General features: G+C 58.1%; 25 protein-coding genes. 4 read left to right on the top strand and 21 right to left on the bottom strand.

Annotated features, from left to right (window positions below):
• Nucleotides 1-11: 11 nt before the first annotated feature.
• The 11 genes from EL26_RS15030 to EL26_RS14980 form a co-directional block, all read right to left on the bottom strand.
• Nucleotides 12-1,184 (bottom strand): phosphopentomutase, encoded by a 1,173-nt coding sequence (locus EL26_RS15030; protein ID WP_038090605.1) that lies wholly within the window; start codon nucleotides 1,182-1,184, stop codon nucleotides 12-14.
• 240 nt (nucleotides 1,185-1,424) lie between these two features.
• Nucleotides 1,425-2,243, bottom strand: coding sequence for a metallophosphoesterase (locus tag EL26_RS15025; RefSeq protein ID WP_038090601.1), 819 nt, complete (start codon nucleotides 2,241-2,243; stop codon nucleotides 1,425-1,427).
• A gap of 70 nt (nucleotides 2,244-2,313) precedes the next feature.
• Nucleotides 2,314-3,201, bottom strand: coding sequence for a site-specific tyrosine recombinase XerD (xerD, locus tag EL26_RS15020; protein ID WP_038090598.1), 888 nt, complete (start codon nucleotides 3,199-3,201; stop codon nucleotides 2,314-2,316).
• 104 nt (nucleotides 3,202-3,305) lie between these two features.
• Nucleotides 3,306-3,557: a DUF4227 family protein gene (locus EL26_RS15015; protein WP_038090596.1), complete on the bottom strand. Its 252-nt coding sequence runs from the start codon at nucleotides 3,555-3,557 to the stop codon at nucleotides 3,306-3,308.
• A 104-nt stretch (nucleotides 3,558-3,661) separates the two neighbouring features.
• A complete protein-coding gene (gene ald / locus EL26_RS15010) occupies nucleotides 3,662-4,780 on the bottom strand; it encodes an alanine dehydrogenase (RefSeq protein ID WP_038090593.1) in 1,119 nt (372 codons plus the stop codon).
• 200 nt (nucleotides 4,781-4,980) lie between these two features.
• Nucleotides 4,981-5,439: a ferric iron uptake transcriptional regulator gene (fur, locus tag EL26_RS15005; protein ID WP_038090590.1), complete on the bottom strand. Its 459-nt coding sequence runs from the start codon at nucleotides 5,437-5,439 to the stop codon at nucleotides 4,981-4,983.
• Nucleotides 5,440-5,508: 69 nt separating this feature from the next.
• Nucleotides 5,509-6,441, bottom strand: coding sequence for a hypothetical protein (locus EL26_RS15000; protein WP_038090588.1), 933 nt, complete (start codon nucleotides 6,439-6,441; stop codon nucleotides 5,509-5,511).
• Between the two features lie 67 nt (nucleotides 6,442-6,508).
• Nucleotides 6,509-6,841, bottom strand: a complete 333-nt coding sequence (locus EL26_RS14995; protein ID WP_420802069.1) for an RNHCP domain-containing protein — start codon at nucleotides 6,839-6,841, stop codon at nucleotides 6,509-6,511.
• 16 nt (nucleotides 6,842-6,857) lie between these two features.
• Nucleotides 6,858-7,523 carry a stage II sporulation protein M gene (gene spoIIM / locus EL26_RS14990; protein ID WP_038090585.1) on the bottom strand — a complete coding sequence of 222 codons (666 nt, stop codon included), beginning with the start codon at nucleotides 7,521-7,523 and terminating at the stop codon, nucleotides 6,858-6,860.
• Nucleotides 7,524-7,592: 69 nt separating this feature from the next.
• Entirely contained in the window at nucleotides 7,593-8,780 is a 1,188-nt protein-coding gene (locus EL26_RS14985; RefSeq protein ID WP_038090582.1) for an endonuclease Q family protein, read from the bottom strand.
• 22 nt (nucleotides 8,781-8,802) lie between these two features.
• Nucleotides 8,803-9,363, bottom strand: a complete 561-nt coding sequence (locus EL26_RS14980; RefSeq protein WP_038090579.1) for an NUDIX domain-containing protein — start codon at nucleotides 9,361-9,363, stop codon at nucleotides 8,803-8,805.
• A gap of 88 nt (nucleotides 9,364-9,451) precedes the next feature.
• Between EL26_RS14980 and EL26_RS25010 the strand changes: the two genes are divergently transcribed.
• Entirely contained in the window at nucleotides 9,452-9,601 is a 150-nt protein-coding gene (locus tag EL26_RS25010) for a Z-ring formation inhibitor MciZ (protein WP_152559279.1), read from the top strand.
• Here EL26_RS25010 and EL26_RS14975 read toward each other — a convergent pair.
• Nucleotides 9,576-10,721: a DUF3866 family protein gene (locus EL26_RS14975; RefSeq protein ID WP_052036432.1), complete on the bottom strand. Its 1,146-nt coding sequence runs from the start codon at nucleotides 10,719-10,721 to the stop codon at nucleotides 9,576-9,578. The two genes, EL26_RS25010 and EL26_RS14975, sit on opposite strands and share 26 nt — an antisense overlap.
• The gene (locus EL26_RS14970; RefSeq protein ID WP_038090577.1) at nucleotides 10,718-11,902 is read right to left on the bottom strand and encodes a M20/M25/M40 family metallo-hydrolase; all 1,185 of its coding nucleotides are present in this window, start codon (nucleotides 11,900-11,902) and stop codon (nucleotides 10,718-10,720) included. Before EL26_RS14970 ends, EL26_RS14975 begins: the two co-directional genes overlap by 4 nt.
• A 102-nt stretch (nucleotides 11,903-12,004) precedes the next feature.
• Between EL26_RS14970 and EL26_RS14965 the strand changes: the two genes are divergently transcribed.
• Nucleotides 12,005-12,463: a hypothetical protein gene (locus EL26_RS14965; RefSeq protein WP_038090574.1), complete on the top strand. Its 459-nt coding sequence runs from the start codon at nucleotides 12,005-12,007 to the stop codon at nucleotides 12,461-12,463.
• 59 nt (nucleotides 12,464-12,522) lie between these two features.
• Here EL26_RS14965 and EL26_RS14960 read toward each other — a convergent pair whose 3' ends face one another.
• The 4 genes from EL26_RS14960 to EL26_RS14950 form a co-directional block, all read right to left on the bottom strand.
• A complete protein-coding gene (locus EL26_RS14960) occupies nucleotides 12,523-14,025 on the bottom strand; it encodes a flotillin family protein (protein ID WP_038090571.1) in 1,503 nt (500 codons plus the stop codon).
• Between the two features lie 7 nt (nucleotides 14,026-14,032).
• Nucleotides 14,033-14,368, bottom strand: a complete 336-nt coding sequence (locus tag EL26_RS14955; protein ID WP_052036431.1) for an NfeD family protein — start codon at nucleotides 14,366-14,368, stop codon at nucleotides 14,033-14,035.
• Between the two features lie 137 nt (nucleotides 14,369-14,505).
• Nucleotides 14,506-14,631 (bottom strand): hypothetical protein, encoded by a 126-nt coding sequence (locus tag EL26_RS26485; RefSeq protein WP_274518887.1) that lies wholly within the window; start codon nucleotides 14,629-14,631, stop codon nucleotides 14,506-14,508.
• Nucleotides 14,632-14,638: 7 nt separating this feature from the next.
• The gene (locus EL26_RS14950) at nucleotides 14,639-15,961 is read right to left on the bottom strand and encodes a helix-turn-helix domain-containing protein (RefSeq protein WP_038090568.1); all 1,323 of its coding nucleotides are present in this window, start codon (nucleotides 15,959-15,961) and stop codon (nucleotides 14,639-14,641) included.
• A 238-nt stretch (nucleotides 15,962-16,199) separates the two neighbouring features.
• On the opposite strand from EL26_RS14950, the gene EL26_RS23900 reads away from it, so the two are divergent.
• The gene (locus tag EL26_RS23900) at nucleotides 16,200-17,492 is read left to right on the top strand and encodes a helix-turn-helix domain-containing protein (RefSeq protein WP_052036430.1); all 1,293 of its coding nucleotides are present in this window, start codon (nucleotides 16,200-16,202) and stop codon (nucleotides 17,490-17,492) included.
• Between the two features lie 66 nt (nucleotides 17,493-17,558).
• On the opposite strand, the gene EL26_RS14940 is transcribed toward EL26_RS23900, so the two are convergent.
• Nucleotides 17,559-18,359: a sulfite exporter TauE/SafE family protein gene (locus EL26_RS14940; RefSeq protein WP_038090562.1), complete on the bottom strand. Its 801-nt coding sequence runs from the start codon at nucleotides 18,357-18,359 to the stop codon at nucleotides 17,559-17,561.
• A gap of 135 nt (nucleotides 18,360-18,494) precedes the next feature.
• Between EL26_RS14940 and EL26_RS14935 the strand changes: the two genes are divergently transcribed.
• Nucleotides 18,495-18,725, top strand: a complete 231-nt coding sequence (locus tag EL26_RS14935; protein WP_038090560.1) for a hypothetical protein — start codon at nucleotides 18,495-18,497, stop codon at nucleotides 18,723-18,725.
• A gap of 86 nt (nucleotides 18,726-18,811) precedes the next feature.
• Here EL26_RS14935 and EL26_RS14930 read toward each other — a convergent pair whose 3' ends face one another.
• The 3 genes from EL26_RS14930 to EL26_RS14920 all read right to left on the bottom strand — a co-directional run bounded on the left by EL26_RS14930 (nucleotide 18,812) and on the right by EL26_RS14920 (nucleotide 24,311).
• Nucleotides 18,812-20,038: an MFS transporter gene (locus EL26_RS14930; protein WP_038090558.1), complete on the bottom strand. Its 1,227-nt coding sequence runs from the start codon at nucleotides 20,036-20,038 to the stop codon at nucleotides 18,812-18,814.
• A gap of 156 nt (nucleotides 20,039-20,194) precedes the next feature.
• On the bottom strand, nucleotides 20,195-22,177 hold the full coding sequence (locus EL26_RS14925; protein ID WP_038090556.1) for a methyl-accepting chemotaxis protein: 1,983 nt from the start codon (nucleotides 22,175-22,177) through the stop codon (nucleotides 20,195-20,197).
• A gap of 151 nt (nucleotides 22,178-22,328) precedes the next feature.
• Nucleotides 22,329-24,311 carry a methyl-accepting chemotaxis protein gene (locus tag EL26_RS14920; RefSeq protein WP_038090555.1) on the bottom strand — a complete coding sequence of 661 codons (1,983 nt, stop codon included), beginning with the start codon at nucleotides 24,309-24,311 and terminating at the stop codon, nucleotides 22,329-22,331.
• Between the last annotated feature and the right edge of the window lie 118 nt (nucleotides 24,312-24,429).

The following is a 24,429-nucleotide window of genomic DNA, read 5'->3' as shown; positions in this document are numbered from 1 at the left end:
ATCTCCCCCTGTTATTGGACGATGTCTTTCAAGAAACTTTCGCCGAACCCGGTGCCTTGCACGCCGAAGTTCTCCGCGATGGTCGCGCCGAGATCGGCAAACGTACGGCGCAGGCCGAGGTTGACGCCGGACTTGGCGTTTTTGCCGTAGACGAGCAGCGGCACGTTCTCACGGCTGTGGTCGGTGCCTTCCGTCGTCGGGTCGCAGCCGTGGTCGGCGGTCAAAATCAGCAGGTCGTCTTCGCGCATCTGGTCGAGGATTTCCGGCAGTCGCTGGTCGAAGTCGACGATCGCTTTGGCAAAGCCTTGCGGGTCGTTGCGGTGGCCGTAGAGCGCGTCGAAGTCGACGAGGTTGGTGAAGATCAGGCCCTGCTCCACTTTGCCCATCATCTCGAGCGTTTTGTCGACGCCGTCCATGTTGTTTTTGGTGCCGACTTTGTCGTTGACGCCGGAGCCGCCGTAGATGTCGTAGATTTTCCCGACGCCTGCGACCGTCAGCCCTTTCTCGTCCATCTCATTCAACACAGTACGCCCGAAGTCGCGGGAATAGTCGTGGCGGTTCGCCGTGCGGGTGTAGTTGCCGTTGCTGCCGACAAACGGACGCGCGATGACGCGGCCGACCGCATGCTCGCCGACGAGCAGTTCGCGGGCGATGTGGCACATCTTATACAGTTCTTCCAGCGGAATGACTTCCTCGTGCGCCGCGATTTGGAACACGGAGTCGGCGGACGTGTAGACGATCGGGTAGCCGGTGCGCACATGCTCGTCGCCCAACTCCTTGATGATCTCCGTGCCGGACGCCGGTTTGTTGCCGAGCGTCTTGCGCCCGATTTGGCGTTCGAATTCGTCCATGATCTCCGGCGGGAATCCGTCCGGGTAAACCGGGAGCGGCTTGTCGAGCTTGACGCCCATCATCTCCCAATGGCCGTTGGTGGTGTCCTTGCCGGCCGATTGCTCTTCCATCTTGCCGTAGTTGCCGATCGGCTCGACTTTGGCGGACACGCCCTCGACGTCGTCAATCAAACCGAGGCCGAGTTTCTCCAAGTTAGGGACATTCAAGCCCCCGACCGCCTTGGCGATGTTGCCGATCGTGTTTGCGCCGACGTCGCCGTATGCGGGCGCGTCATGCGCCTCGCCGATGCCTACGCTGTCCAATACGATGCAAATCATGCGGTTAAACGCCATCTCTATGTACCTCCGATAAGTGGTTTGTTCTGCTGGATAGTGTTCCCCTCTTTCCTTAACTTACCGCAAAGGTTAGATGTCTGACAACCCCAATCTCTACAAATAGAAAAAAGCCTCAGACCGCCGCCTGTTTGCGGTCTGAGACTTTTTTCCTATCTAATGGGGGTTGAGGGGGGAAAGTGGGTGTTTCTCAATCGCTGCTGATAGAGGTATACGGATGCAAAATCATCGGTGCGGGGGTCAGCACCCCACAATTTTTAAAATCGTGACTTGCGCCCGGTTCAGAAACCGCAGCGGAATCTTCGACGTCCCCAATCCCGAACAGATGTAGAGCTGCGTCCCCGACTCCAACCGGAACAGCCCGCGGTCATACTTCGGAAACATCCCCTGCGTCGGCGCGTACAGCGCTCCCAGGAACGGGAAACGGATCTGCCCGCCGTGCGTATGCCCGGAGAGGATCAAGTCGGCGGAGAAGACCCGCGAGTCCCCGCGCCGGATGATCATCGGATCGTGCGACAGAAACAGAAAAAACCGCTCGTCCACCGTCACTCCCTCCATCGCTTGCGGCACGCTGTGGTGCCACGTGCACGCGTCCTCGACGCCGGCGACCAGAATCTCGCCGGCCGGCGTCTCGACCGTCGTGGAGGCGTTGGCAAGCACCGTGACGCCTCTGTCTCGCAACCCCTCCATGTACTCGTCAAACTTCACAACCTCCCAGTCGTTGTTGCCCGTGACGAACAACACATCCCGCGCGATCCGCTTCAACCGCTCCATCTGCCGGAACCCCAACTCAAACGGCCGGTGCGCCCCGTCGATCAAGTCGCCGGTCATCGCGATCAGATCGGGCTTCATCTCCTCCAGCTTGAGAAAAAAACGCTCCGTCAACGGAAGGTTGTGCACGTCCGTCACTTGCAGAATCCGCACTTCATGCCCCGGCTGAAGCTTTGGCGTTCGCACCGTCACTTCCACGATCTTCGGGAAGCGGGTTTCGATCACCACATCGACGAGCAGAGCCAACACGAGAAACCCCGCCAGCGCCAAGATCACAGTCCAAACCATCCAACCTCACACTCCATAAACAGCACAGGAACCGCCGACCGACGGTTCCTGTGAAAGATTCCGTATCAAATTAGGCCCGTGGATGCGCCTTGGCGTACACTTCCTTGAGGCGCGATTTGGTCAAATGCGTATAAATTTGCGTGGTCGAGATGTCGGCGTGCCCGAGCATCTCTTGAACGGCGCGCAAGTCCGCTCCGTTCTCCAACAAGTGCGTCGCAAACGAGTGACGCAACGTATGCGGGGTGATTTCTTTGTCGATGCGCGCCGTGAGCGCGTACTTCTTGATAATCTTCCAAAAGCCTTGACGCGAGAGGCGTTGACCGTGGTGGTTCAGAAAAAGCGACTCCTCCGACGGGTTGCGCAACAGCTTCACGCGGCTCTGCATCACATACTCGCTGACCGATTGCAACGCCACCGTGCCAAGCGGGATGATCCGCTCCTTGGAGCCTTTGCCGTAGCATTTCAGAAAGCCCATGTTCAAATTGACGTCCGTGAGGTTCAACGAGACGAGTTCGGATACGCGAATGCCGGTCGCGTAGAGCAATTCGAGCATCGCTTTGTCGCGAACGCCCGCCGTCGTGCCCCCGTCCGGACCTTCCAGCAACGCTTCGACTTCCTTCACCGAGAGCACTTTCGGCAAGCGCTTCTCGATCTTCGGAGACTCCAAGTTCGCCGTCGGGTCGCCGTCGAGCAATCCGTCCCGCAACAGAAAACCGTAAAACGCCCGCAGCGAAGCGAGGTTGCGCGAAATCGTGGTCGTCGCCCGCCCCTTGCGCTGCAACTCCGCCAAGAAAGCGATGATGTTCGCTCGGCGTGTTTGGTTCAGATCCGTGATCCCGCCGCGCTTGAGGAACTCAATGTACGCATTGAGATCGCGCGCGTACGACTCCAGTGTGTTCTGAGCCAGGCCTCTCTCAACGGCCAAGTAATGGATGAATCGTTCAATCAGCTTGTCCATTTCGTAGACTCCTTTGCCCATGCGTCAAACGCGTTCTGCTGGAGTTGAAAATTCGTCACCCCGAGCAGAATTCCTGCTTTTCGGCAAAAGTTATGTAAAGGAATCTATTCCCCGATTTCATAAAAAACACCCAATCGCTCTCGGGTCTCTTCCCAAAACGGCTTGTTTTCCGCCTGTACCTGTCGGGCAGCCGCATCGACCTTCACGGCGTCGCGGCCCGCCGGCGTGCGGTATTTGTCCTCCGGGGCGAACATCTCTTGGACGAGCGATAAGCATTTGAACCCGATGAAGCTGAACAGCGCCACATAGACGACGAGCCGTGCCAGCCGCGAGACTTTGCGCAGGGATATGATCATGCTCCCACCTCCACTACTCTCTATATGTACGAGTTCAACAAAAAAGAAGGGCCCCGCCAATCGCGGAACCCTTCGTTACAGGCAAGCAAGATCTTGAGAATCGACTACGCGAGCACTTTCTCAACGGCGGTGAACTCGTAGCCCAGAGCAGTCGCAACCGCTTCGAACGTGACGTTGCCGCCGACGACGTTGATGCCCTTTGCGAGCGCCGCGTTGTCTTGGCACGCTTGCTTCCAGCCTTTGTTCGCCAGTTGCAGCGCGTAGTTGAGGGTTGCGTTGGTCAGAGCCAGCGTCGAGGTGCGCGCTACAGCGCCCGGCATGTTCGCAACGGCATAATGAACCACACCGTGCTTAACGTAGGTCGGCTCGGAGTGCGTGGTGATGCGGTCGATCGTTTCCACGGAACCGCCTTGGTCGATCGCAACGTCGACGATGACGGAGCCCGGAGACATTTGTTCCACCATGTATTCCTTGACGAGTTTCGGAGCGCGCGCGCCCGGGATCAGAACCGCACCGACCAGCAGGTCGGCCGTTTTGACCGCTTGCTCGATGTTGTAAGAGTTGGACATCAGGGTCTTCACACGGCCGCCGAAGATGTCGTCGAGTTGACGCAGGCGAGCTTCGGACAAGTCCACGATCGTGACGTCAGCGCCCATGCCCAGCGCCACTTTCGCTGCGTTGGTGCCGACGACGCCGCCGCCGATGATGACGACTTTGCCCGGCAGAACGCCCGGAACGCCGCCGAGCAGGATGCCTTTGCCGCCCCACGGTTTTTCGAGGAATTGCGCGCCGATTTGCACCGCCATGCGGCCTGCAACTTCAGACATCGGGGTCAGCAGCGGCAAGGAGCGGTCCGGCAGTTGGATCGTTTCGTACGCGATGGCGACAACGCCGTTGTCGACGAGCGCTTTGGTCAGTTCCGGTTCCGGAGCGAGGTGCAGGTAGGTGAACAGCACGAGACCTTGACGGAAGTAACCGTACTCGGAAGCGATCGGTTCTTTGACCTTCATGATCATCTCAGCTTTTGCCCACACGTCAGCTGCGGAGTCGAGCATGATCGCGCCTGCTTGTTTGTAGTCTGCGTCCGTGAAACCGCTGCCAATGCCGGCATTCGTTTCGATATACACTTCGTGTCCAGCCGTTTTCAGTGCTTCTACGCCTGCCGGGGTGATGGCGACACGGTTTTCGTTGTTCTTAATCTCTTTCGGAATCCCTACGATCATGCTATGTATGCCTCCTATGATGTAACAAGATGTACTCGGGTATATAGACTATGCAAAAAACGTACCAAGTTCGAAGAACCCTCTATCAGTCTGCCTCAGAGGCAAAACTTGATACGAGTCTGCAAAGTTTTGCGCATTGCGTCGTTTCTTGCAGGCAAAAAAATGCAGATCGAGCATTGCCGCGCACGACCCGCATCCGCTTAGTTGCCTTCCTTATGGCCTTCCTTCGCAAGACAAGAAGAGCAATAGCCGAGGAAACTGACCCGGTGATCGACGATTTTAAACTTGTGATCGCGTTCGACGCGCTCTTCGAGATCATCGAGCAGGTCTTCGATCTCAAACAGCGATCCGCACTTCAAGCAGATCAAGTGGTGGTGGTGGTGCGGATGATCTTCGGAGCGGAACTCGTACCGTGCGACACCGTCGCCGAAGTTGAGTTTCTCGATGATCTTCAATTCGCACAATAAATCCAAAGTGCGGTAGACGGTCGCAAGTCCGATATCCGGAGCTTTTTGCTTGACCAGCATGAAAATCTCCTCTGCACTGAGGTGAGCTTCTTCGTTTTCAAGCAAGACCCGTAAAGTGGCTTCGCGCTGAGGGGTCAGCTTAAAGTTCTCGGCATGAAGCTGTTTCTTAATCTGATCCAGTCTCTCTTGCATGGACATTCTCCCCCTGCGCAAACCTTTCAAAAGTACCTCTTTCATTATAACCCTATGAAATCACAATTTCTACATCCGCATGAAAAAAGAAGCAAAGCGGGTGTCTTCCGGCAGCCGTTTGGCGAGATTCTTGGCGACTGCAAGGACGGCGCGTCGAATTTCTCGTTGCGGATCGTGTTCGAGGAGCGTCAAGAGCTCGAACACGGTGTCGGCATGGCGTGCTCCCTGTGCGGCACTGAAGGACATCAATGCGTTCCAACGGGACGGCCACTCGGGACGGCGGGCGGCGTTTTTTAGATAAGGAAGCGTTTCGTCCGGGCAGACGCGCAGCAAACCGTCCCCGATGGCGAACGGGCCGAGGTTTTTGCGGACGTACTCCGCTTCGGAGGTCATCAGTTTGTCGGTGAGGTCGAGCAGCAGCGCTGTGGAGTTCGGGATGCGGGCTTGGGCGGTCTGCTTGATCGCCAGCGCCGTCTGCCGCAGCACCGACTCATGCGGGTGCGCTTCCAGCAACTCGTGAAAAAACGCCACATTCGCGGGAAACTCGTGCCGAAGCTTCGCAGCATACGCCCCCGCCGCCCACTCGCGGACTTCCCAGTCTTCGTCGAGGGTCAACTCGATCATCAGCGGAGTCAAGGCGCGGTCGCGAATCCAGAGTTCCTGCATCAAGGCACAAGCGACTTGGCGGGCCGAGGGCGCGTAGGAAGCCGCCAGTTCGCGGGTGATCGTCAGCAGGCGTGTCTCTTCAGCAGAATCAGTATCGGCCGGTTCGCCTCTACTTGCTTTTGAAGGTTCGGGAGCTTTTTTCGGAAGCTGCTCTCCCTGCTTGCCGAACGTTTCCAAGATCGTCTTTGCCGCCAGCACTTTCTCCGCTTGCGAAGCGCCGTTTTTTCCGTGATGGAAGCCGCTGTGAAGCAGGACGGCAAGTTCGCTTGCGTTGCCGGATGCCGCGACGCGCTGGATTTCCAGGTCGCGCTCCGAGAGCGCCCGTTTCTTCGCCATAAAAAATCGCCCCTTCCAGATACGTCCATATTATAGACGATTCTGATCGGAGGCGACACCTGTGATTCTATTTGTTCTGATTTTTCATAATTTCCAGCATCCGCTCAAACGAATCCGCTTGGTTCGGGTCGTCCAGAGCCAGTTTGTTTTTGCCGACATGACCGCAGGTTTGGCAGCGGTGGATGACCATGTATCCTTTTTTCTTATGGTCTTCAATCCCGATCGGCACCAGCAGCCCGCCGCAGTTCGCCGCGCGGTCGCCCGGGTTGATGTCCAGATGCTTCGAATAAAAACAGACCGGGCAGTGGTTGCGGCAAGAGCCCTGTGCCAAGGGCTCCACGTGAGCGCCGCACTGCTCGCAGGTGAACGATTCGTTGATCACGGTAAACTTGCGGGACACAGCTGACATCTCCTCACTATAGTTGCGGAATCACCGCGCGCATCAACGCCGGGGACACGTAGCCTTCCACGAACGCCGCCAAGATCATCGCCACCGCGATGCACGTGACCAGCCCCGTGTAGCTCAAGAAACTGCAGTACAGCATCGACCCTGTGCCGACCGCCGTCCCGACGGTGCGCGGTTGCGAGTTTGTGAAGCGGCTGCGCACCAGGCTCAGCGAAAACGAGATCCCCGCCACCCCGCAGATCAACAGCGCCGGGATGTAGATCAAGTTCTGCGGCAAAATCGCCGCCATCGCAAACGCCACGCCCTTGGCATGAAATTGCGACACGATCACGCCGACGGTGAAGCCGATCACAAACCCTTTCATAAAAATCAAAATCACGATGACCGGAAGCCCGATGATCGAGAGGCCGAGAATCCACATCAGACCGGTCGTCTTCAAAAAGCTCGCCACCGAATGCCACGTGATTTCCGACGGGGTCGTGTTCGTCGAATCCAAGTTCAACGCTTTAAAAAACCCCTGCAACGCATCGTTGAGCGATGTGGCTTGGTCATTGGACAGCGCGCCGACCACAATCGCTCCAAAAATCACGCCGATGAAAAAAAGCACCGTGACAAACACGAACAACGAGCTGTGATCCTTCAGATATCGTGAGACGCTGAGTTTGACTTGACTCATCGTGAGGTCCTCCCTTGTCTTGACTCGTAGTACAGCCTATGACGAGGGAGGGGAGTCTATGAATCTTTTTTAGGTGACGATCTTGCCGTAGGTTCCGCCGCCGCCCACGATCATCGGCAATTCGCCGCGCCGCGCCCGGGCGATGTCCTGCGCGATCTTGGGCCCGACGATTTCGGCGATCTGCTCAACGGTTGCGCGGTGCAGGATGTTCATCTCCGTGCCGAAGTGATCGAGCAGTTTGTCGATCGTGCGCTTGCCGACTTTCGGGATGAACTCCAGCGGTATTTGGTAGTAGTAGGGCGGGCGGTGCGGCGGGTGCACCGGCTGCCCGCGGTCTGCGATCGTCAAGATGCGGTCGAGCACGCCGCGGACGATTTTTTGCGAACCGCAGGCGGGACAGTTCAAGTGTTCGACGGTCGCCGTGTCCAACACTTCGTCGCACGCCGCGCAAAAACTCCGGTGGTACTTGCCAAGCCTCGGCTCCAACCCGAAGTTGGCGGTGACGGCGCGTCCCTCTTGGCGGAGCAGGGCTTTTTTGACCTCTTCGAAGCTCGGGGCGGCGACGCGCACGCGGTTGTACTCGCGCCCGATCTTCGCCAGCGAATGCGCGTCGGAATTGGACACAAACGTTACATTGTAGTGCTCGGTGAACAGATCGGCGAGGTCGGAATCGGACGAAAGACCCAATTCCAGCGCGGTCAGATGCTCCAGCTCCACCATCTCGGAGATGCGCGGGACGCAGTTGCCGAGCACGCTCTTGTGCGGGGTGAACGCGTGGTTGATGATGAACATCCCGCCGAGTTCCGTGCATTTCGCTTGCAGTTCAAACGACGTGCAGCGGGCGCGCTGGGAACTGAGCACACGGTTGGTGACGCGCTCTCCCAGCCAATCGGAGAATTCGCGCATCGTCTCGATGTCGCGCATCCACACGCCAAAGTGCGCCGCTCCGCCGTGCGGACCGGACGTCTCCACTTCCGCGCCGAGCAGCAGCGTGGTCTTGCCTTCGTACTGATAGCCTCCGCCCGGCAACTCGCGCATCACGCCGTCTCGGACATAGTCTGCGATTTCATCGAGCACCGGCGGCGAGACGGCGTCGATGATGCCGATGATCTCGATGCCCTTGCGCGCGGCCGCCTCCCGGATGATTTCAAAAAACGTCAGATCCTTGCCCGCCGTGATCTTCACCGGCGCGTTGTCCCGCGTGCGCCCGATGTGAATATGTAAGTCGAGAAAAAACTCGCGGAGCTCTTCCGCCATAGAAGTTGACTTCCCTTCGTGTTTACTTCCCTTCCCGCGCGCGTTCGCGCAACCACCAGTAGATGAGCGCGATCGTTTTGGCATCGGCGATCCGTCCGTCCTGCACCATCTGCTCCGCTTCTTCCGCCGAGACGTGCAGCACGTCCAAGAACTCGTCATCGTCCAAGTTCTGCTGTGATTTCGTCAAGTCTGTCGCGATGTAAGAATGCATCAGTTCGTCGGCAAACCCCGGCGACGTGTAGAACGAGCTGAAATGCTTCCACTCCGCCGCCTGATAGCCGGTTTCTTCCTCCAGTTCGCGCTTGGCGGACGTGAGCGGGTCTTCCCCCGGTTCAAGCTTTCCGGCGGGCGTTTCGATCAGCAAACGGTTGGTCGCTTTGCGGAACTGGTTGACGAGCAGGATCTTGTCGTCTGCGGTGATCGCAAGCACCGTCACTGCACCCGGATGCAGGACGACATCGCGCTTCGCAAGTTTTCCATTGGGCAACTCGACGGTTTGCACGGTCACCGTGATGAACGAGCCTTCGTAAACCGTTTCGGAGTCCAGCTGTTTTTCGATCAAGTGGTCTGTGTTTTGGCTCATGAAATTTCTCCTCCTCCTCCGGAATAAACGGAGCCCCTCCCGTCATAGACTTGAACATCTGAATCGGACAAGCCGGGAGGGAATCTCCATGTTACAAACGAAAATGACGGAAAACAGCCTGCGCATCGCGGGCAAAGCGTGGCAAGTCCGCGCCCTGCTCCGCCAGTACGCAGGCAGCAACCTTACGCTTCAACAATTTTTGGAACGCAACGTCACTCAACGTTCGACGACCCGCTGAGCACACGCCTCTGCGGGCGTTTTTTTTGTCGGGCGACCCACTCGCCTGCCGCTCCCGCCGCGAGGAAAAACGCCGGGTCTTGCGCAAGTGTGCGCCCCATCGTTCTTAATGGTACTGGAAAACGCTGTGATGCGTCCAGTATCGAGGCGCCGGAAAGTCCGACGAGACGGTGGCGTCGGTGCAAGCCGGACTCCGTGATCTGCTTCCAGACGGCGCTCGCTTGCCCGTCTTCGAGGTTCGGCAACGGCACAGTCGCCGGAGCCAGCGCGACGCGGCCGAGCGCGGTGATCGTGTGATGCGAAAGCCCTTGGTGGCGTGGACGCGGGTCGGCAAACGAGAGGCGCGGGACGACGACGGCGTCTCCCTCCAGCGCGTGCACGGCGTTGACGGCAAGCCCGACTTCGATGCCTGTGTGTCCGTAGCGCGTGCCCGTCCCGACGATGCCGGGGCCCATGCCGCAGAGGATCACGTCCGCGCCCAGCACGTGTTTGGCGGCGAGCAGTCCGCTGTAGAGGTTGACCGCTTCCAGATCGCCGCCGTACGCGTGGCCGACAGTCACGGTGGCGGTGAGCAGGCCGAGTTGTTTCAATTGATCGATCGTTTTGGAAAAACGCATCGGGAGCGCGCCGCCGTCTGTCATCACGTAGACGACGCGTGGGGCGAAAGGTTCTGTTTTTTCCTCGTCGCGGGTTTGTCGTTCGTTTTGTAGTTCCTGCTGGAGCGACATCGCGACGGCGGGGATCATGCTGTGCAGTTCGCAAATCACGACCGGCGTGCCCAGCAGCGATTCCGCTTCCGCCATCACGGCGTGCATCGGATGGCTTTGCTCTTCCACGGCGTGCACGGCGATCTGTTGCGGCGTGTAGCGAAGTTTCATGATGTGCCCGTCGGCCTGCGGAGTCGACGGGCTTTTTCCTTCAATCGAAATCACGAAATGCAGTCCGCCGGTGCCAAGCCCCAACCGAACGGAGGTCGTGTTGAGCAGGACGATATCGCCGACGGCGGCCGTTTCGGCGAGGTGCGGGTCGATCAGCGCACGTTCCAGTTTCCCGTTCACTTCAACCAGCACTTCGCGTCCGAGCCGTTCGGCGATCGTTCCGCGCTCCAGATGCTGCCTCATGAAGTCTGCACCCCCGCGCGTTCGGCGGCGGACTGGACGATGCCGATGATCAGTCGGGTGGCGTCCGTCAAATCTTGCACGCGCAAGTTCTCTTCGACGGTGTGGTCTTTGTTCGCGCCGACGCCGAGGTTGACGGCGGGAATGCCTTTGGCGTTCAAGTTGTTCGTGTCGGAACCACCGCCGCGCGGGGCGAGTTTCGGTTCGATGCCGACTTTGCGCAAGCCTTCCATCGCGAGCGCCACGACATCGTCTTCAGCGCTCAAGTTGAAGCCGTCGTAGATTTTTTCTTCGCGAATGTCCACTTTCGCGCCCCACTTCTCGCCCGCCATCTGGAAGGCGCTGTGCACTTTGCTCAGTTGCTCGCTCAATTTCTGATCGTCTCTGGAGCGCACTTCCCCGAGGATTTCGCAGCGGTCACAGACGATGTTGGTTTTTTCCCCGCCCTGGATGATGCCGATGTTGATCGTGGTCTCCTCGTCGATGCGGCCGAGTTGCAGTTTGGAAATCGCGTCGGCGGCGACGGAGATCGCGTTCAGGCCGTCCTCCGGGTTGACGCCGGAGTGCGCCGCTTTGCCGTAGATCAACACGGTGAAATCCACTTCGGTCGGCGAAGCGACGATGATCGAGTCGGGCGGTCCGCCGGAATCCATGACAAACGCGTAGTCGGCGTGGATTTTGCTTTTGTCGAGGTAGAGCGACCCGTAGAGGCCCGTCTCTTCGGCGATGGTGAACGCAAATTGCAGGTCGCCGTGCTCGATGTTGTTTTCCTTCAGATGGCGGATCGCTTCGAGGATCGCCGCAATCCCCGCCCGGTCGTCGGCGCCGAGGATCGTCTTGCCGTCGGTGCGAATCACGCCGTTGTCAATGTGTGTCTTGATGCCCTTGGCGGAGACGACGGTGTCCATGTGCGCGGTAAACAGGAGCTTCGGCGCGCCTTGCACCGTTCCTTGTAACGTGGCGATCAAGTTACCGGTTTGCGGTTCGTGTTTGAGCAGTTCTTGCGTCTCTTTGCCGAGTCCGCGCAACACTTGCTGGCCCGCGTCGTCCTCGACCACTTCCAATCCGAGTTCCTTCAACAGTTTCAATAGATGATCGGCCATCGGCCGCTCAAAATACGAAGGGGTGTCAATTTGCACGAGTTCCAGGAACGTATCCACAACCCGCTTTTCATTCAACTCCACCCGCCTCACTCCTTTGCCGAAAAATGGTTGGTGTACCTGAACTAGTATGCGCTGGAATCGGACATTCTAAGACTACCACAACAGTTCGGAGGAGGAATCCCCATGTCCACGCCCGCCACGACCCCGAATCCGCCCGATTATGACAAACTGATGGAGCAACTGTTGGAGACGTACGCGCCGGAAAACTTCCGCAAGCAGTTGGCGATTGAGTTTCAAGGGCCGCTGCCGACGTTGCCGGAGGAGTTGGCTTCCTTCTATAAAGAGATCGGCCCGAACGAATGGCGCTTTGAAGTCAACGGACGCGCGTTCTATCTGCCCGCTTTGCATCGGCTCGACGATTTAGACCAGCCCTATCGAGACGCGCTGGTTTTTATGGTGATCGGAGAGCGCGCGCATTGGGTGCTGTATCATACGTCGGGGGTGTTGTACCGGCACGATGTAAAGTTGAAGCGGCTGGTGCGCATCAGCGAGAAGTTTGCCGACTTTGTGGAGGACTTTGTGCGCGGGGTCACCGCAGACGTGCAGGCGGCAGAGGAATGGCTGACTTCGTATGGATTGTAAGGGATCGCAGGAATTGTCGGGCAGAAAAAAACGCCGTCTCGCGCGGAGACGGCGTTTTTTTATTCAGCGGAGGTCGACGGAGTTGTCGGGATCGACGGAGCCGCCAGCGGTGCGCTGCGCTGCGTCAGCCCTTTGATCAGCGATTCGACGTCGAGGCCGGAGACGCTCTTGAGCATCTCGGGCGCGGTCGCCATCAGTTCGGTGACATAGTTGGAGACGCGGGTCGCGCCCGCTCCGTTGCCGGTGTCAACGACGGTCAACTTGTCGATCTGCGCAATCGGCTCGGCGATTTTGCCTGCCAGCTCCGGCAGCATCTTGACGATGATGTCCAAGACCGCCGCTTCGCCGAACTTCTGGAACGCTTCGGCGAGCTTTTCCTTGGCTTCCGCTTCGGCGAGACCGCGCAGGCGGATGACTTCCGCTTCCGCAGTACCCTTCGCCCGTTCCGCGTCGGCGATCGCCAAACCTTCGAGGCGTTTCTGCTCGGCGTGTGCTTTGGCTTCCGCTTCGATTTTGTACTGCTCGGCGTCCGCTTCCCGCATGCGGCGGGCTTTGTCCGCTTCGGCCGCCTGTTCGACGGCGTAGCGGTCGGCGTCCGCTTTTTTCTTGACTTCCGCGTCGTATTGCTTCTCGCGGCGCACGATTTCTTTTTCTTCCAACTCGATCGTGCGGTCCTTGCGCACGAGTTCGATTTTCATCTGCTCTTCGACGACTTGCTGCTTGGCGCGCGCTTCTTGCACGGCGTAGGCTTGGTCGGCTTCGGCGCGCGCCATGTCCTGTTCGCGTTTGAAGGAGGCGACTTTGAGCTCTTTGTCCTTCTCCGCTTCGGCGACGTTGGTGTCGCGGTGCAGTTCGGCGCGCTGGGCTTCTTCGTAGGCTTTGGCTTTTTGAATCCGGGCGTCGCGCAGCGCTTCCGCTTCGGCGATGTCGGCGTCGCGCTTGACGGCGGCGATGCGCGGTTTGCCGAGCGCTTCCAAGTAGCCGTTTTTGTCCCGGACGTCGCGGATGGTGAAGGAGACGATCTGCAGGCCCATTTTCTTCAGGTCTTTGGCGGCGACCGCCTGGACTTCTTGAGCGAATTTCTCGCGGTTGCGGTAGACTTCCTCGACGGTCATCGCGCCGAGGATCGCGCGCAGATGGCCTTCGAGCACTTCTTGGGCTTCCGCGTCGACGGCGCTTTTTTCCTTGCCCATGAACTGCTCCGCCGCCGTGGCGACGTCCTCCACCGTGCCGCCGACTTTGATGATCGCAACGCCGTCCGCCATGATCGGCACGCCCTGCTCGGTGTACACTTCCTGGGTCGAGACGTGGAGTTTATGAGAGAGCAACGAGAGCAACTCCGACTTTTGAAAAATCGGCACGATAAACGCGCCTCCGCCGCGCACGATCTTGATCTTGCGACCCGATTCGTCGACGTTGACGTTCTTGCTGCCGAGAAAACTGCCGGTGACGATCATCGCCGACTCCGGACCGACGGTGCGGTAGCGCGCCCAAAACGCCAAGGCGACGATCAGCAAGAGGCCCAGCAGGACGGCGGACAGGATGACAAAGATGGGTGGCATGTTGGCATTACCCCTTTCTCGTTTCGACTACATCAAACAGCGAGACATAGAGGGTGTGGGGCTCGGCTTTGATGATCACGACGCGTTCGCCTTCCGGAATCGGTTCGCCGGAAAAACTGCCGGCAATCTGGTTGGTAAAACTCCCGCCGACTTTGATCAGCACTTCGCCGTACCCGCCCTTGGCCGGGATCGCCACGGTGACTTCGCCGATCTTGCCGACGAGGTCTTGCATCGAAAAGCCGGTCGACACTTCGGCGCGCTGCATGGACGGCAGATAAATGAAGCAGGCGACCAGCGCCGCGATCGCCAGACCGATTCCGCAGATCCAATAGATCCACTGCATCTCACTCCCCCTTTCTCTATACGGTGTATACGTTTCTAATTCCTGTAAGTTTCGCCAAACTCCTACATTATTTAGAAAAAAAATAAAAAAAGCCCCCGATTGCCGGGGGCTTGGATGATTTCTGAATAAAGGGACGCTTACAGTTTTTTCGTGATGCTATCCGGCAACGGAGGTACGATCGTCGCTTGTTTTTCTGCAACTGCGGAACTGACCACGAGGAAGGCGATCGCTGCAAGAACGAGGGCAGCCATGAATTTTTTCACTTAGAAGTCACCTCCTCTTGCCGTATTCTAGTGCTTTCTCATTGTATTGTACAGCTTTTCGATAGAATTCAACAGCCCTGGAATCTTGTTTTTGGTACAATTCTTCCGCTGTTTCTTTGGCCATTTCATACGCTTCAAACACGACGAAATTCTCGTCGCAGATGTTTAGAGCGTTTTCCATCTGTGTAATGTAACCTTCAAAGTCACCTTCCGACTTTTTAACCCACCCAAGGATGCGATGCGCCTTGGCTCGTTCTTGGTACGTTTGTTTCGGAATCTGGCTGGAGAGCTCCAAAACGCGTTGGATCTGCTGGATTGCCTGTTTCGACTCCCCGTTTCTGAAATACAATTCCGCCAGATGCAACAACGAATCGCACATGAACTGCTGATGGTTCAGAATTTCCGAGACTTTCAGCGCACGATTGAGATAGGAGAACGCTTGCCCGTTCTTGCCGATGTCCAAATACATGCAGCCCAAATTGTTGTTCAAAATCAACACGTCGAGCAAAAACTGATTGTCTTGCGCTTCCTGAAGCGTCTCCAAAAACAGTTGCTCCGCCAACTCGTACACCTCCAAACGATGCAACACGGTTGCGCGCAAACCGGAGGCTCGAAGGCGCCACAGATGTCGTTTGATCTCGGTCGCTACCATTTCTGCTTTCTCGGCGTAGCGCAGCGCCGTACGGTTGTTGTTCATCGCGAGGTGGCTGCGGGACAGCGAGTAGTAGACGCGGTATCGGGTTTCATAGTTGCCCTGTACGAGGTCGATCTCTTGGTCGGCGCGGCAGTACGAATCGTAGGCGGCCGACAGATGGCCGGAGTGCTCATACGCAAGGCCGACTTCCAGATGAAAAAACAGCCGATCTTCCGCCGTCAGCGGCAAATCATCAGACAGCACATCGTGGACGATCTGGATGACTTTCTCCCGCTCGTTGATTGTGTTGAGCAACGAACATTGCAGTTGGATGCCTTGGAGCAACAACTCCGGATACTCAAACGCGCGCGCCCGCTCCACCACTTGCTCGACAAACTCCAGCGCTTTCGTGAGGTTGCCGGCGGTGCGGGAGTCCTTTGCCAATTGCAGCGTTTCGCTTAATTCCTCCAGCAACGCGTCTTCCGATTCGATTCTCTCGACGGTCACGCCGAGCCGATTTGCCATCTCTTTTAATATGGTACGCTTCAGGTACGTTTTGCCATTTTCCACTTTACTGAGTTGGCTCACACTGCACAGACCTTCAGCTAATTCATCTTGAGTTAATCCTTTTAACAAACGGTATTTGCGAAGGTTCTCGCCGATGAGGCGATTCCGTTCGTCAATCGCCAGCGTCATGCTGATCACCTCAGTTTAGAAAACTCTGTTCTTTAGAATCATATCATAGAATAACATCAACAGACAGGACTCCTGCCTCCTCGAAATTTTTCCCATAAAACCAAAAACTTTCGAAAAACGCTGACTGTTTCTCCACCTTTCGTCAAAGTCTTCCCTTTATGCAAAGTGAATATTATCATATTTAGTATTAGAATGATTACACAGATAGCGATTTGCTTGAAAAAAGGGGAAATCACAGATGTTAAGCTTGGGAACCCGCATTCGAGAGATGCGCCTGAAAAAGAATATGACTCAAATCGACCTCGCCAAGGAGCTCTGCACGCCGAGCATGATTTCGCAAATCGAATCGGACCGCGCAAGACCCAGCTATAAAATTCTTTTTGAGATTGCGAAGAAATTGGAAGTCACGTTGGACAAGCTGTTGGTCAACGTGGACTTGGACCTTGAATTTGTCTCCACCTTCAAAATGGCGCAGACGATGATCGCTTCCAAGGAGTACCGCGCCGCGCTGCCGCTCTTGGAAAGTGTGGCCGACCGCGCGACCGAAGGCAGCATCCCGCAGATCGACCTGCTCTTGGCGCTTGGCACCTGCCAATATCACGAAGGCCAGCTCCAGGCGGCGGAGCTGAACTTCCAACAGGCGCTGGAAACGGCGCAAACGGAAGGCAGCATCGAATCGGCGGTTCACGCGTTGGTCATGCTCGGCCAAATCGCATACGAAAAACGCAATTTGCCTGTCGCCCTGCACAACTGGCTGCACGGGTTGGATGAGTTGCACCGCACGGAAACGCCCGACCCGGCACTCGAAGTGGAATTGCTGACCCGTGTGGCGTCCGCCAACTTCGATTCCGGCAAAATTCAAGACGCGGTGGAAATCTACGAAGACCTCGTCAAACGCTTCTGCGATTCCGGCCACATCCACGAGATGGCGCAACTGCACCGCCGCTTGGGCGATTCCTACCGCCGCCTCGAACAGCACAGCAAAGCGATTCACCACTTGGAGCAAGCGATCACGCTGTACAAGACGATGCGCTTCCAGCACACCCTGCTCGAAGTACGCCGCCAGCATGCCGTCCTCCAAGGCGAAGGCGGCCGGCTCGGCGAAGCGATGGCCGTGCTGGAGGAAGTGGCGGACGAGTACGAGCGCGAAGGAGATGAAGCGGCAGAAGCTTCCACTCTGATCGCACTTGGCAAGATGGCGCTGGAATCGTTCAACCACCCGCTCGCGATGCAAGTGGCCAAGCGCGCGCAATCGATGCTCCCGGCCGACCATCCGGACACCGGCGACCTGTACCGCCTGTTTGCGACGCTGCACTTCGCCAACGACGAACATGTCGAAGGCATCCAAGCGCTGCGGGAAGCGATTTCCTGTTACCGCCGTCACAACCGTCTGCTCGATCTCGAAACCGCCACCCAAGAGCTTTGCGAGTCGCTCGCGACGTCTCAGTCGTTTGAAGTGGCGTTCAAGGAGTTGCTCGGCACGCATTCGCTCATTCTGGAGACGCTCAACCACCGCGGCATCGTGCTGTAAACCGCCGCTGCTCTCCCCTTATAAAAAAAGTCCACCGGGCTCCTGCCCGCGTGGACTTTTCTGCTGTCAGGCTTCGATCCAGTCGTAGATCAACCCGCCCCAGATGTTCAGCGCAGAGATCAAGATGATCCCCACCAGCACCAGTCGAAGGACGCCGACGTTCACGCGCTGTCCCAGCCTCGCGCCGATCGTGGAGCCTGCGATGCTGACGATGACCAACAACGCCGTCAACCCGACGTGCACGTGCCCTCCCGCCGCTTTGCCGATCACTCCGCCGATCGAGGACAGAAACACCACGATCAGCGAAGACGCGATGGCGGTGCGCGTCGGCAATTTCAAGATGCCGAGCATGATCGGGATCAACAGGAACGAGCCGCCCGCCCCGACGATGCCGGAAAGCAATCCGACGGCGGCGGAAATCCCGACGGCAAGCCCGCGGTTGAACACCAATTGTTGGGGCGGTTCCTGCGACTCCAGCTCCCCGCGACGTTTTTTTAACATCAAGAAGACGGCGAGCAGCGCCATGCACCCGTAAAGCGTATGAATCACCATGCCCGGCATGAATCCGGAGAGCAGGCTGCCGATCAAACTTCCGCCCGTCATCCCCCCGCCGATGCAGAGCACGACACGACGGTTGAGCCACGGCGACTTGCGGTACATCAGCATCCCGATGCCGCTGGACGCAAACACTTGGAACATCGTCACCGAAGAGATTTCATTGGGCGACATCGCATACGCCCCGAACAGCGGGGGCACAAAGTAAAGAAGCGGGTACGTGACAATCGCCCCGCCTACGCCCAAAAGTCCGGAACAAAAGGAACCAAGTAGCCCTATGAGTACGTATACTGCAACATCCGCAGCAGTCACCGGTGTCTCCTCCCTCTGTTGCCTGACCAACGATCAATATCTGTATTTTGATGATACCATAAAAAGTTGCACTTGCGCGGGAGGATTTGCCGCCGTATAATCCAAGTATAATGATAGGGAATATGGTGATAAGAGATGAATGCATGGAACCGATTTTGGAAACCGTTAACCGGACGCTGCCCGTATTGCAATGACAAATTGATCACCATACCCTCGGATACCGGTTTTGGCAGCCGTTACCGAGCCTGCCCCAACCAGCACTATGTCGAAGAGACCGTGCCGGCGGCCGACACGGTTCTCGTCTATGAATTGAACGGTGCGGTGATCTCTCATCCTGTGCTGGATCAGATGGATCTGCAACCCTGAGTTGCTTGCTTGAACTCGCTTCCTTGATCAGGAAAGGGAGTCCTTCCTCCTCGGAAGGGCTCCCTTTTATGGTGTATGTGTTGGGTTTAGACGCTTTTGGCGGGTTTCGCTTGCGGCACCGGTTTGGCTGGATCGCGCGGCCAGAGCATCACGTTGCCGGCGTTGATCAAGAGCAGCACGCCGGTGATGGCGAACGTGAACGGGATCGAGACGATGCCGCTTAGGAAGCCTCCGATCAACGGCCCGATCATCGAGCCGATCTGGTTGGCGCTGTTCGTCAAACCAAACGCCCGGCCTCGGAAATCCAGTTCCGTGTTCTCTACGACGATGGCGTTGCAAGCGGGCAAGATCCCCGCCATGAACAAGCCGATGGCAAAGCGGGTGACGGAGAACGTGATCAAGTTGTCGGGCAGGACTTGCGCGAGAGTCAGCACGCCCGATCCGGTCAGGGCGATCAGCAAGGTGCTGCGGAAGCCCTTTTTCTGTCCCCAGCGCCCCCAGTACGGCGCGGCGATGATCATCGCGATGCCGGAGAGCGAGAAGATCAAGCCCGACGAGAGCACGGAGCCGTCCATGCTGCCTTGCAAGTCGGCGACGTAGAGCGTGAGCACCGGCTGCAAGATCGCCAGCGCCGTCTGGAAGACGATCAGGATCCCGAGCGTCCGCAGCATCGGTCGGTTGTTCCACGCGACCTTGACGTCGTCGAGGACGCGCGTGCGCTGCTTGGAGGGCGCAGGTTTGCTCTCTTGCACGAATTTCATGACGAACAGCGTGGCGATCAACACGCTGACCCCGGAGGCGATAAACGAGAGCCGCATGCCGAACACTTCGGCGAGCACGCCGCCCATCAGCGGGCCGAGGATGCTGCCGGTTGCCCCTGCGGTCTGCATCAGGCCCAAGCTCCAGCCCATCTCCTCCTCCGGCGTCGTCGAGGCGACGATTGCCATCGAGGCGGGCACAAACCCCGCCACCAGCCCGTGCATCACGCGCACGGCGAGCAACTCCCACGGGCTGTGGACGAATGCGCCGAGCGAATACACGATGAAGAGCGAGAAGCCGGCGCGCAGGATCGCTTTTTTCTTGCCGTTTTTATCGGCAAGGGCCCCCCAGACCGGCGCCATAATCGCCCCGACGAGAAACGAGACGGAGAAGATGATGCCCGCCCACCAGTTGGCGTCTGCTTTGGCGACCCCGAGCTCTTGGACGAGGTAGAGCGGAAGGAACGGCACGACCATGGTGTAACTTGCGTTTGTGAGCAACGAGCCGAACCAGAGAATCCAAACGGTGCGTTTCCATGATGACGATGATTCCAAGTTGGTTCACTCCTTCTCAACGTTTTACAAAATCTTCACGAAATTGTCGATAACTACACTATATTCCTTTCGCTCGACGAAATAAAGTCTTTTTTGAATAATAGGAAAAGCGGCACTCTCGTCTCTCGAGAGTGCCGCTTACCTTATAAGGACCTCTTATTCATGACATTCAAAACGCCCGACGGCGCTGTTGAGCGTTTCCGAGAGTCGACGCAATTCCTCCATCGAATGCGCCAGCGCGTTCAGCATCGCGCTCTGCTCTTCGATGGCGGCGGCGACCTCTTCGGTGGAAGCGACGGTCGACTCGGCGACGAACGCGATGGCGTGGAACTCCTGCTCGACGCTCTTGGAGTGCTCCGACGCGGTCTTGGTCAATCCGTAGACGTTGGAGACGCCGTCTGTGACGCTCTGCAAACGGGTGCCCACGAGGCCGAACGCTTGCTCCGCTTCCCGCATCGCCCGCTCGCCGCTCACCACCGCCTCGACGCCCTGTTGCATGCCGTCGATGCTCGCTTGCACTTGAACGCGGATGTTGCGCACCAATTCGGCGATCTCGCGGGCCGCGCTCTCCGACTGTTCGGCGAGTTTGCGGACTTCGTCGGCGACGACGGAGAACCCGCGCCCCTGCTCTCCGGCGCGCGCCGCTTCAATGGCGGCGTTGAGTGCCAGGAGGTTCGTCTGTCCGGCGATCGCCCCGATCACGTCGACGATGGAGCCGATGCGCTCCGACTGCTGGCCCAACACGCTCATCGTCTCGGCCGTGTGCTGCACGTGGCGGTGAATCTCGTTCATCTCGTGGCGGGTGCGCTGCATCGTCTGCCGCCCGGTGTTGGACGCCTCATCCACTTCGTTCGCCAGATGGCTCAGTTCCTCGGTGGAAGCCGCGATGCTCGCCAAGTCGTGCACGATGTTGCCCAGCTCCTCGTTGGCACGCTGCAGCGAGTCGTTCTGCCGCTCGCTGCCGGAAGCCACCTCGTCCACGGAGCGGTTGACCTGCTCGGCGGCGGCGGTCGCTTCTTGCGTGCCGCTGTGAATCTGTTCGGAGAGCTCGGACGCCTGTGCCGCGCTCTGTCCGGCGATCAGCATCAAGTCGCGGATGTTGCGAATCATGGAGTCGTAGTGAGCCAGCAACTGTTGAAGTTCGCCGGAAGCTTTGACAGGCTTGACTCGTCGCAGCACGCCGCCCGCCGCTTCCGAGAGTCCCTCCATCACCGCCGTCATCGGGCGGACGATGCGGTTGGAGCTGCGCACGGCGACGAAGATCGCCAGCAACACCGTCAACACCGCCAGCGCGACGCTGTACGTGATGATCTTCTGCTGGGCGCTGACGATCGCCTCGCGCGACATGGAGACGCGCATGACGGCGAGCGTATGGTTTTTGTCATAATCGGTGAGCGGTACGTAAACAAAATCATACGGCGTGCCGTTCACATCGCCTTGGGTCTTGTACATTTTCTGCCCGTCGATAACGGTGGAGAGCAGTGCGGCATCCTCCATCGTGTCCTGCTCGCCTTCAATCGTGGAGACGAGCGACTTCTTGGTTTCCACGCTGTAGACGGTGACTTCGCCATTGACGATGCCCTTGAGGCCCTGCACAAATTTCTCATCTGTCGCATAGCCGTATGTGATCGTGCCTTTGACGACGTCGCCGACCTTCAGCGGCGCCACGCCGCGCACGGAAAGGCTTCCGTTGTCCTCTTCGACAGCCGCGGCGGTCTTGCCGGACGTCAGCGCGAGCGAAACGGTGGCGTTGTCGTACTTGCTGTCGCCAAACTTCTGCGGGTCATGCGCCCGGTATTGCACATTGCCCACGCCGTTGCCGATTTCCAGCACCGTCAAGCCTTGCGCTTGAAGGTCTTGATAAGACTGGTCGAGCAGCGCTGTCAGTTTTTGGTGATCTCCCGTTTGCAACGCTGTCAGCAACTGCGGATCGCGAGACGCTTGCAAAGCCAAGGCCATCGCGTTTTGCTCGCGGGACTCGACGGCTTGGACCACTGTCTTCTCCGCCGCTTGGACCGATGTGTTCTGCAAGTCTGACAACGCCTGCATCGAAACGGCGTTGCTGACGATCCCCATCGCCATCATCGGCACCAAGGCCATGCCAAGCAACAGGCCAACTGTCTGGGTTCGTAATTTCATGGATGCATCCCCTTTGCCTGCATGTGTGTCTGTTACTCTTATTTGACGAAATTTGTCGGAATCCTTTCGAGTAGACTGATTATTAACAAAAAAAGACCAGTCAAAACAAAGTTTCAACTGGTCTCCATACACTTCATGATCAAGCACTACATTATTCGAATTGAAATTGATCAACTGCCGTTTTCAAATCTTCCGCCAGCCGCTTCAACGTCTCCATCGAATCGGAGAGCGTGGCGATGGTGACGCTTTGCTCTTCGACCGCAGACGCCACTTCCTCGGAGGAAGCGGCGGATTCCTCGGCGACAGACGCGATCTCATGGAATTCATGCTCGACGCCGTCCGATTGCGCGGACGCCTCTTCGGTCAGCGCGTGCACTTCCGCGATGCCGTTCGTCACGCCGTCCAAGCGCTCGTCGACGAGCAAGAACGCGTGCTCCGCTTCTTCCACCGCGAAGCTGCCGGATTGCACCGCCGCCAGACCTTCTTGCATCCCGGCGATGCTCGCTTCGACTTGCCCGCGAATCTGCAAGATCAACTGCGCGATTTCGTCTGCGGCGTTGCCGGACTGCTCGGCGAGTTTGCGAACTTGATCGGCCACCACCGCAAACCCGCGCCCGTGTTCGCCCGCGCGCGCCGCTTCGATCGCGGCGTTGAGCGCCAGCAGGTTGGTTTGCGATGCGATGCCCGAGATCAGGTCGGAGATGTGTCCGATCTGCTGCGACTGTTCGCCCAGCGCATTCATCGTCGCCGCCGTCAGTTCCACGTGCGATTTGATCGATTCCATCTCTTGGCGCGTGCGGTGCATCGTCGAGCGGCCTCGGGTCGAGGCAGCGTCCACTTCGTCGGCGGTCTCGCGCAAGACGTGCGCCCGGTCGGCGATTTCCTGCAGCGAGCGCACGACGACCGTCAAGCGGTCGTTGCCGCGCTGGAGCGCGTCGTTTTGCGACTCGGTACCGCGCGCGACCTCTTCGATCGCAGACGACATCTGCCCGGCGGCAAGCGTCGCTTCATGCGCGCCCCGATAGAGATGCTCCGACAGCTCCGCCACTTGTGCCGCCGTGCCCGCCGCCGTTTGCAGCAGCCCGCGCATGTTGCGGATCATCACGTTGTAGTAGTCTTGCAACTGCTTCAATTCACCCGCCGAAGAAAGCGGCTTGATCTCCCGCAGGCGGCCGTTTGCCGCGTCCTGCAACCCGTTCATGACCGAGACCATCGGACGGACGATGCGGTTGGAGTTTTTGGTGCCGACAAACAGCGCCAGCAAGATGACGAGCACCGCCAACCCGATGGAATAGTACGCGAGATGACGCTCGGACGCCAAGATGTTCTCCCGCGAGATGCCGATGCGGACGACGCCGAGCGTTTTGTTGCGGTCGTAATCGGAGAGCGGCACGTAGACGAAATCATACGATGCGCCGTGCATCGTTTCGGTCGTGCGGTAGACTTTTTGCTGATCGTAGACGACACCGACCACAGCCGGATCGGTCAGCGGCGCTTCTTTTTCGCCGAGTGTGGAGTTGACCATCTCATGCGCGTCCCCGGAGTAGACGGTGATCTCGCCGCCGACGATGTTTTTCATGCTTTCGCTGAACTGTTGGTCCATGTTGAACCCGGCGGTGACGGTGCCCTTGACGGCACCTTCCGCGTTCGCGACCGGCGCCACCCCGCGAACCGCCATTCCGGACGCCCCGCTGTCAATCGCGCCGACCGGGTTGTGCAAGGAAAGCGCCATCGAGATCGACGCGTTCGTATATTGGCTGTCCCCGTACTTGCCGGGGTCCTGTGCCCGGTACTGCACCACGCCCATCGCGTCGCCCGCTTCCATCAACGTGACGCCTTGCGTTTTCAGGGAAGCGAACACATTGTCCAGTTCGACGGAGAGAGCGGTGTGGTTTTGTTCCTCGATTGCTTTTTCCAACGAGGCGTCATGCGCGGCAAGACCTGCGATCATCGTCGCCGTGCGTTTTTGTGATTCGATCGTCTCTGTGATTTTCTTCTCGGCCGATTGCACGGCGCTGTCCTGAAGGTCTTGGTAGCCCTTCATGGAGATGTAATTGCTGACGCCGCCCATCGCGACCATTGGTATCAGTGCCATCATCAACAACATTCCGAGAGTGTTCGTGCGCAGTTTCATGGTGGATTCCCTTCAACCCCATTCCTTCTCTTCTCAGTTTGTAATCATACTTATTTGACACGGACAGCCCTCTTACCTTTTACCCCAAATAAAAAAACCACCCATTTTGTAAAGTGGG

The sequence above is a fragment of the Tumebacillus flagellatus genome, assembly GCF_000714935.1.
In the GTDB taxonomy this organism is placed as follows: Bacteria; Bacillota; Bacilli; order Tumebacillales; family Tumebacillaceae; genus Tumebacillus; species Tumebacillus flagellatus.
The sequence above is the reverse complement of the archived record's forward strand: the minus strand, read 5'-3'. Positions and strand labels throughout refer to the sequence as shown.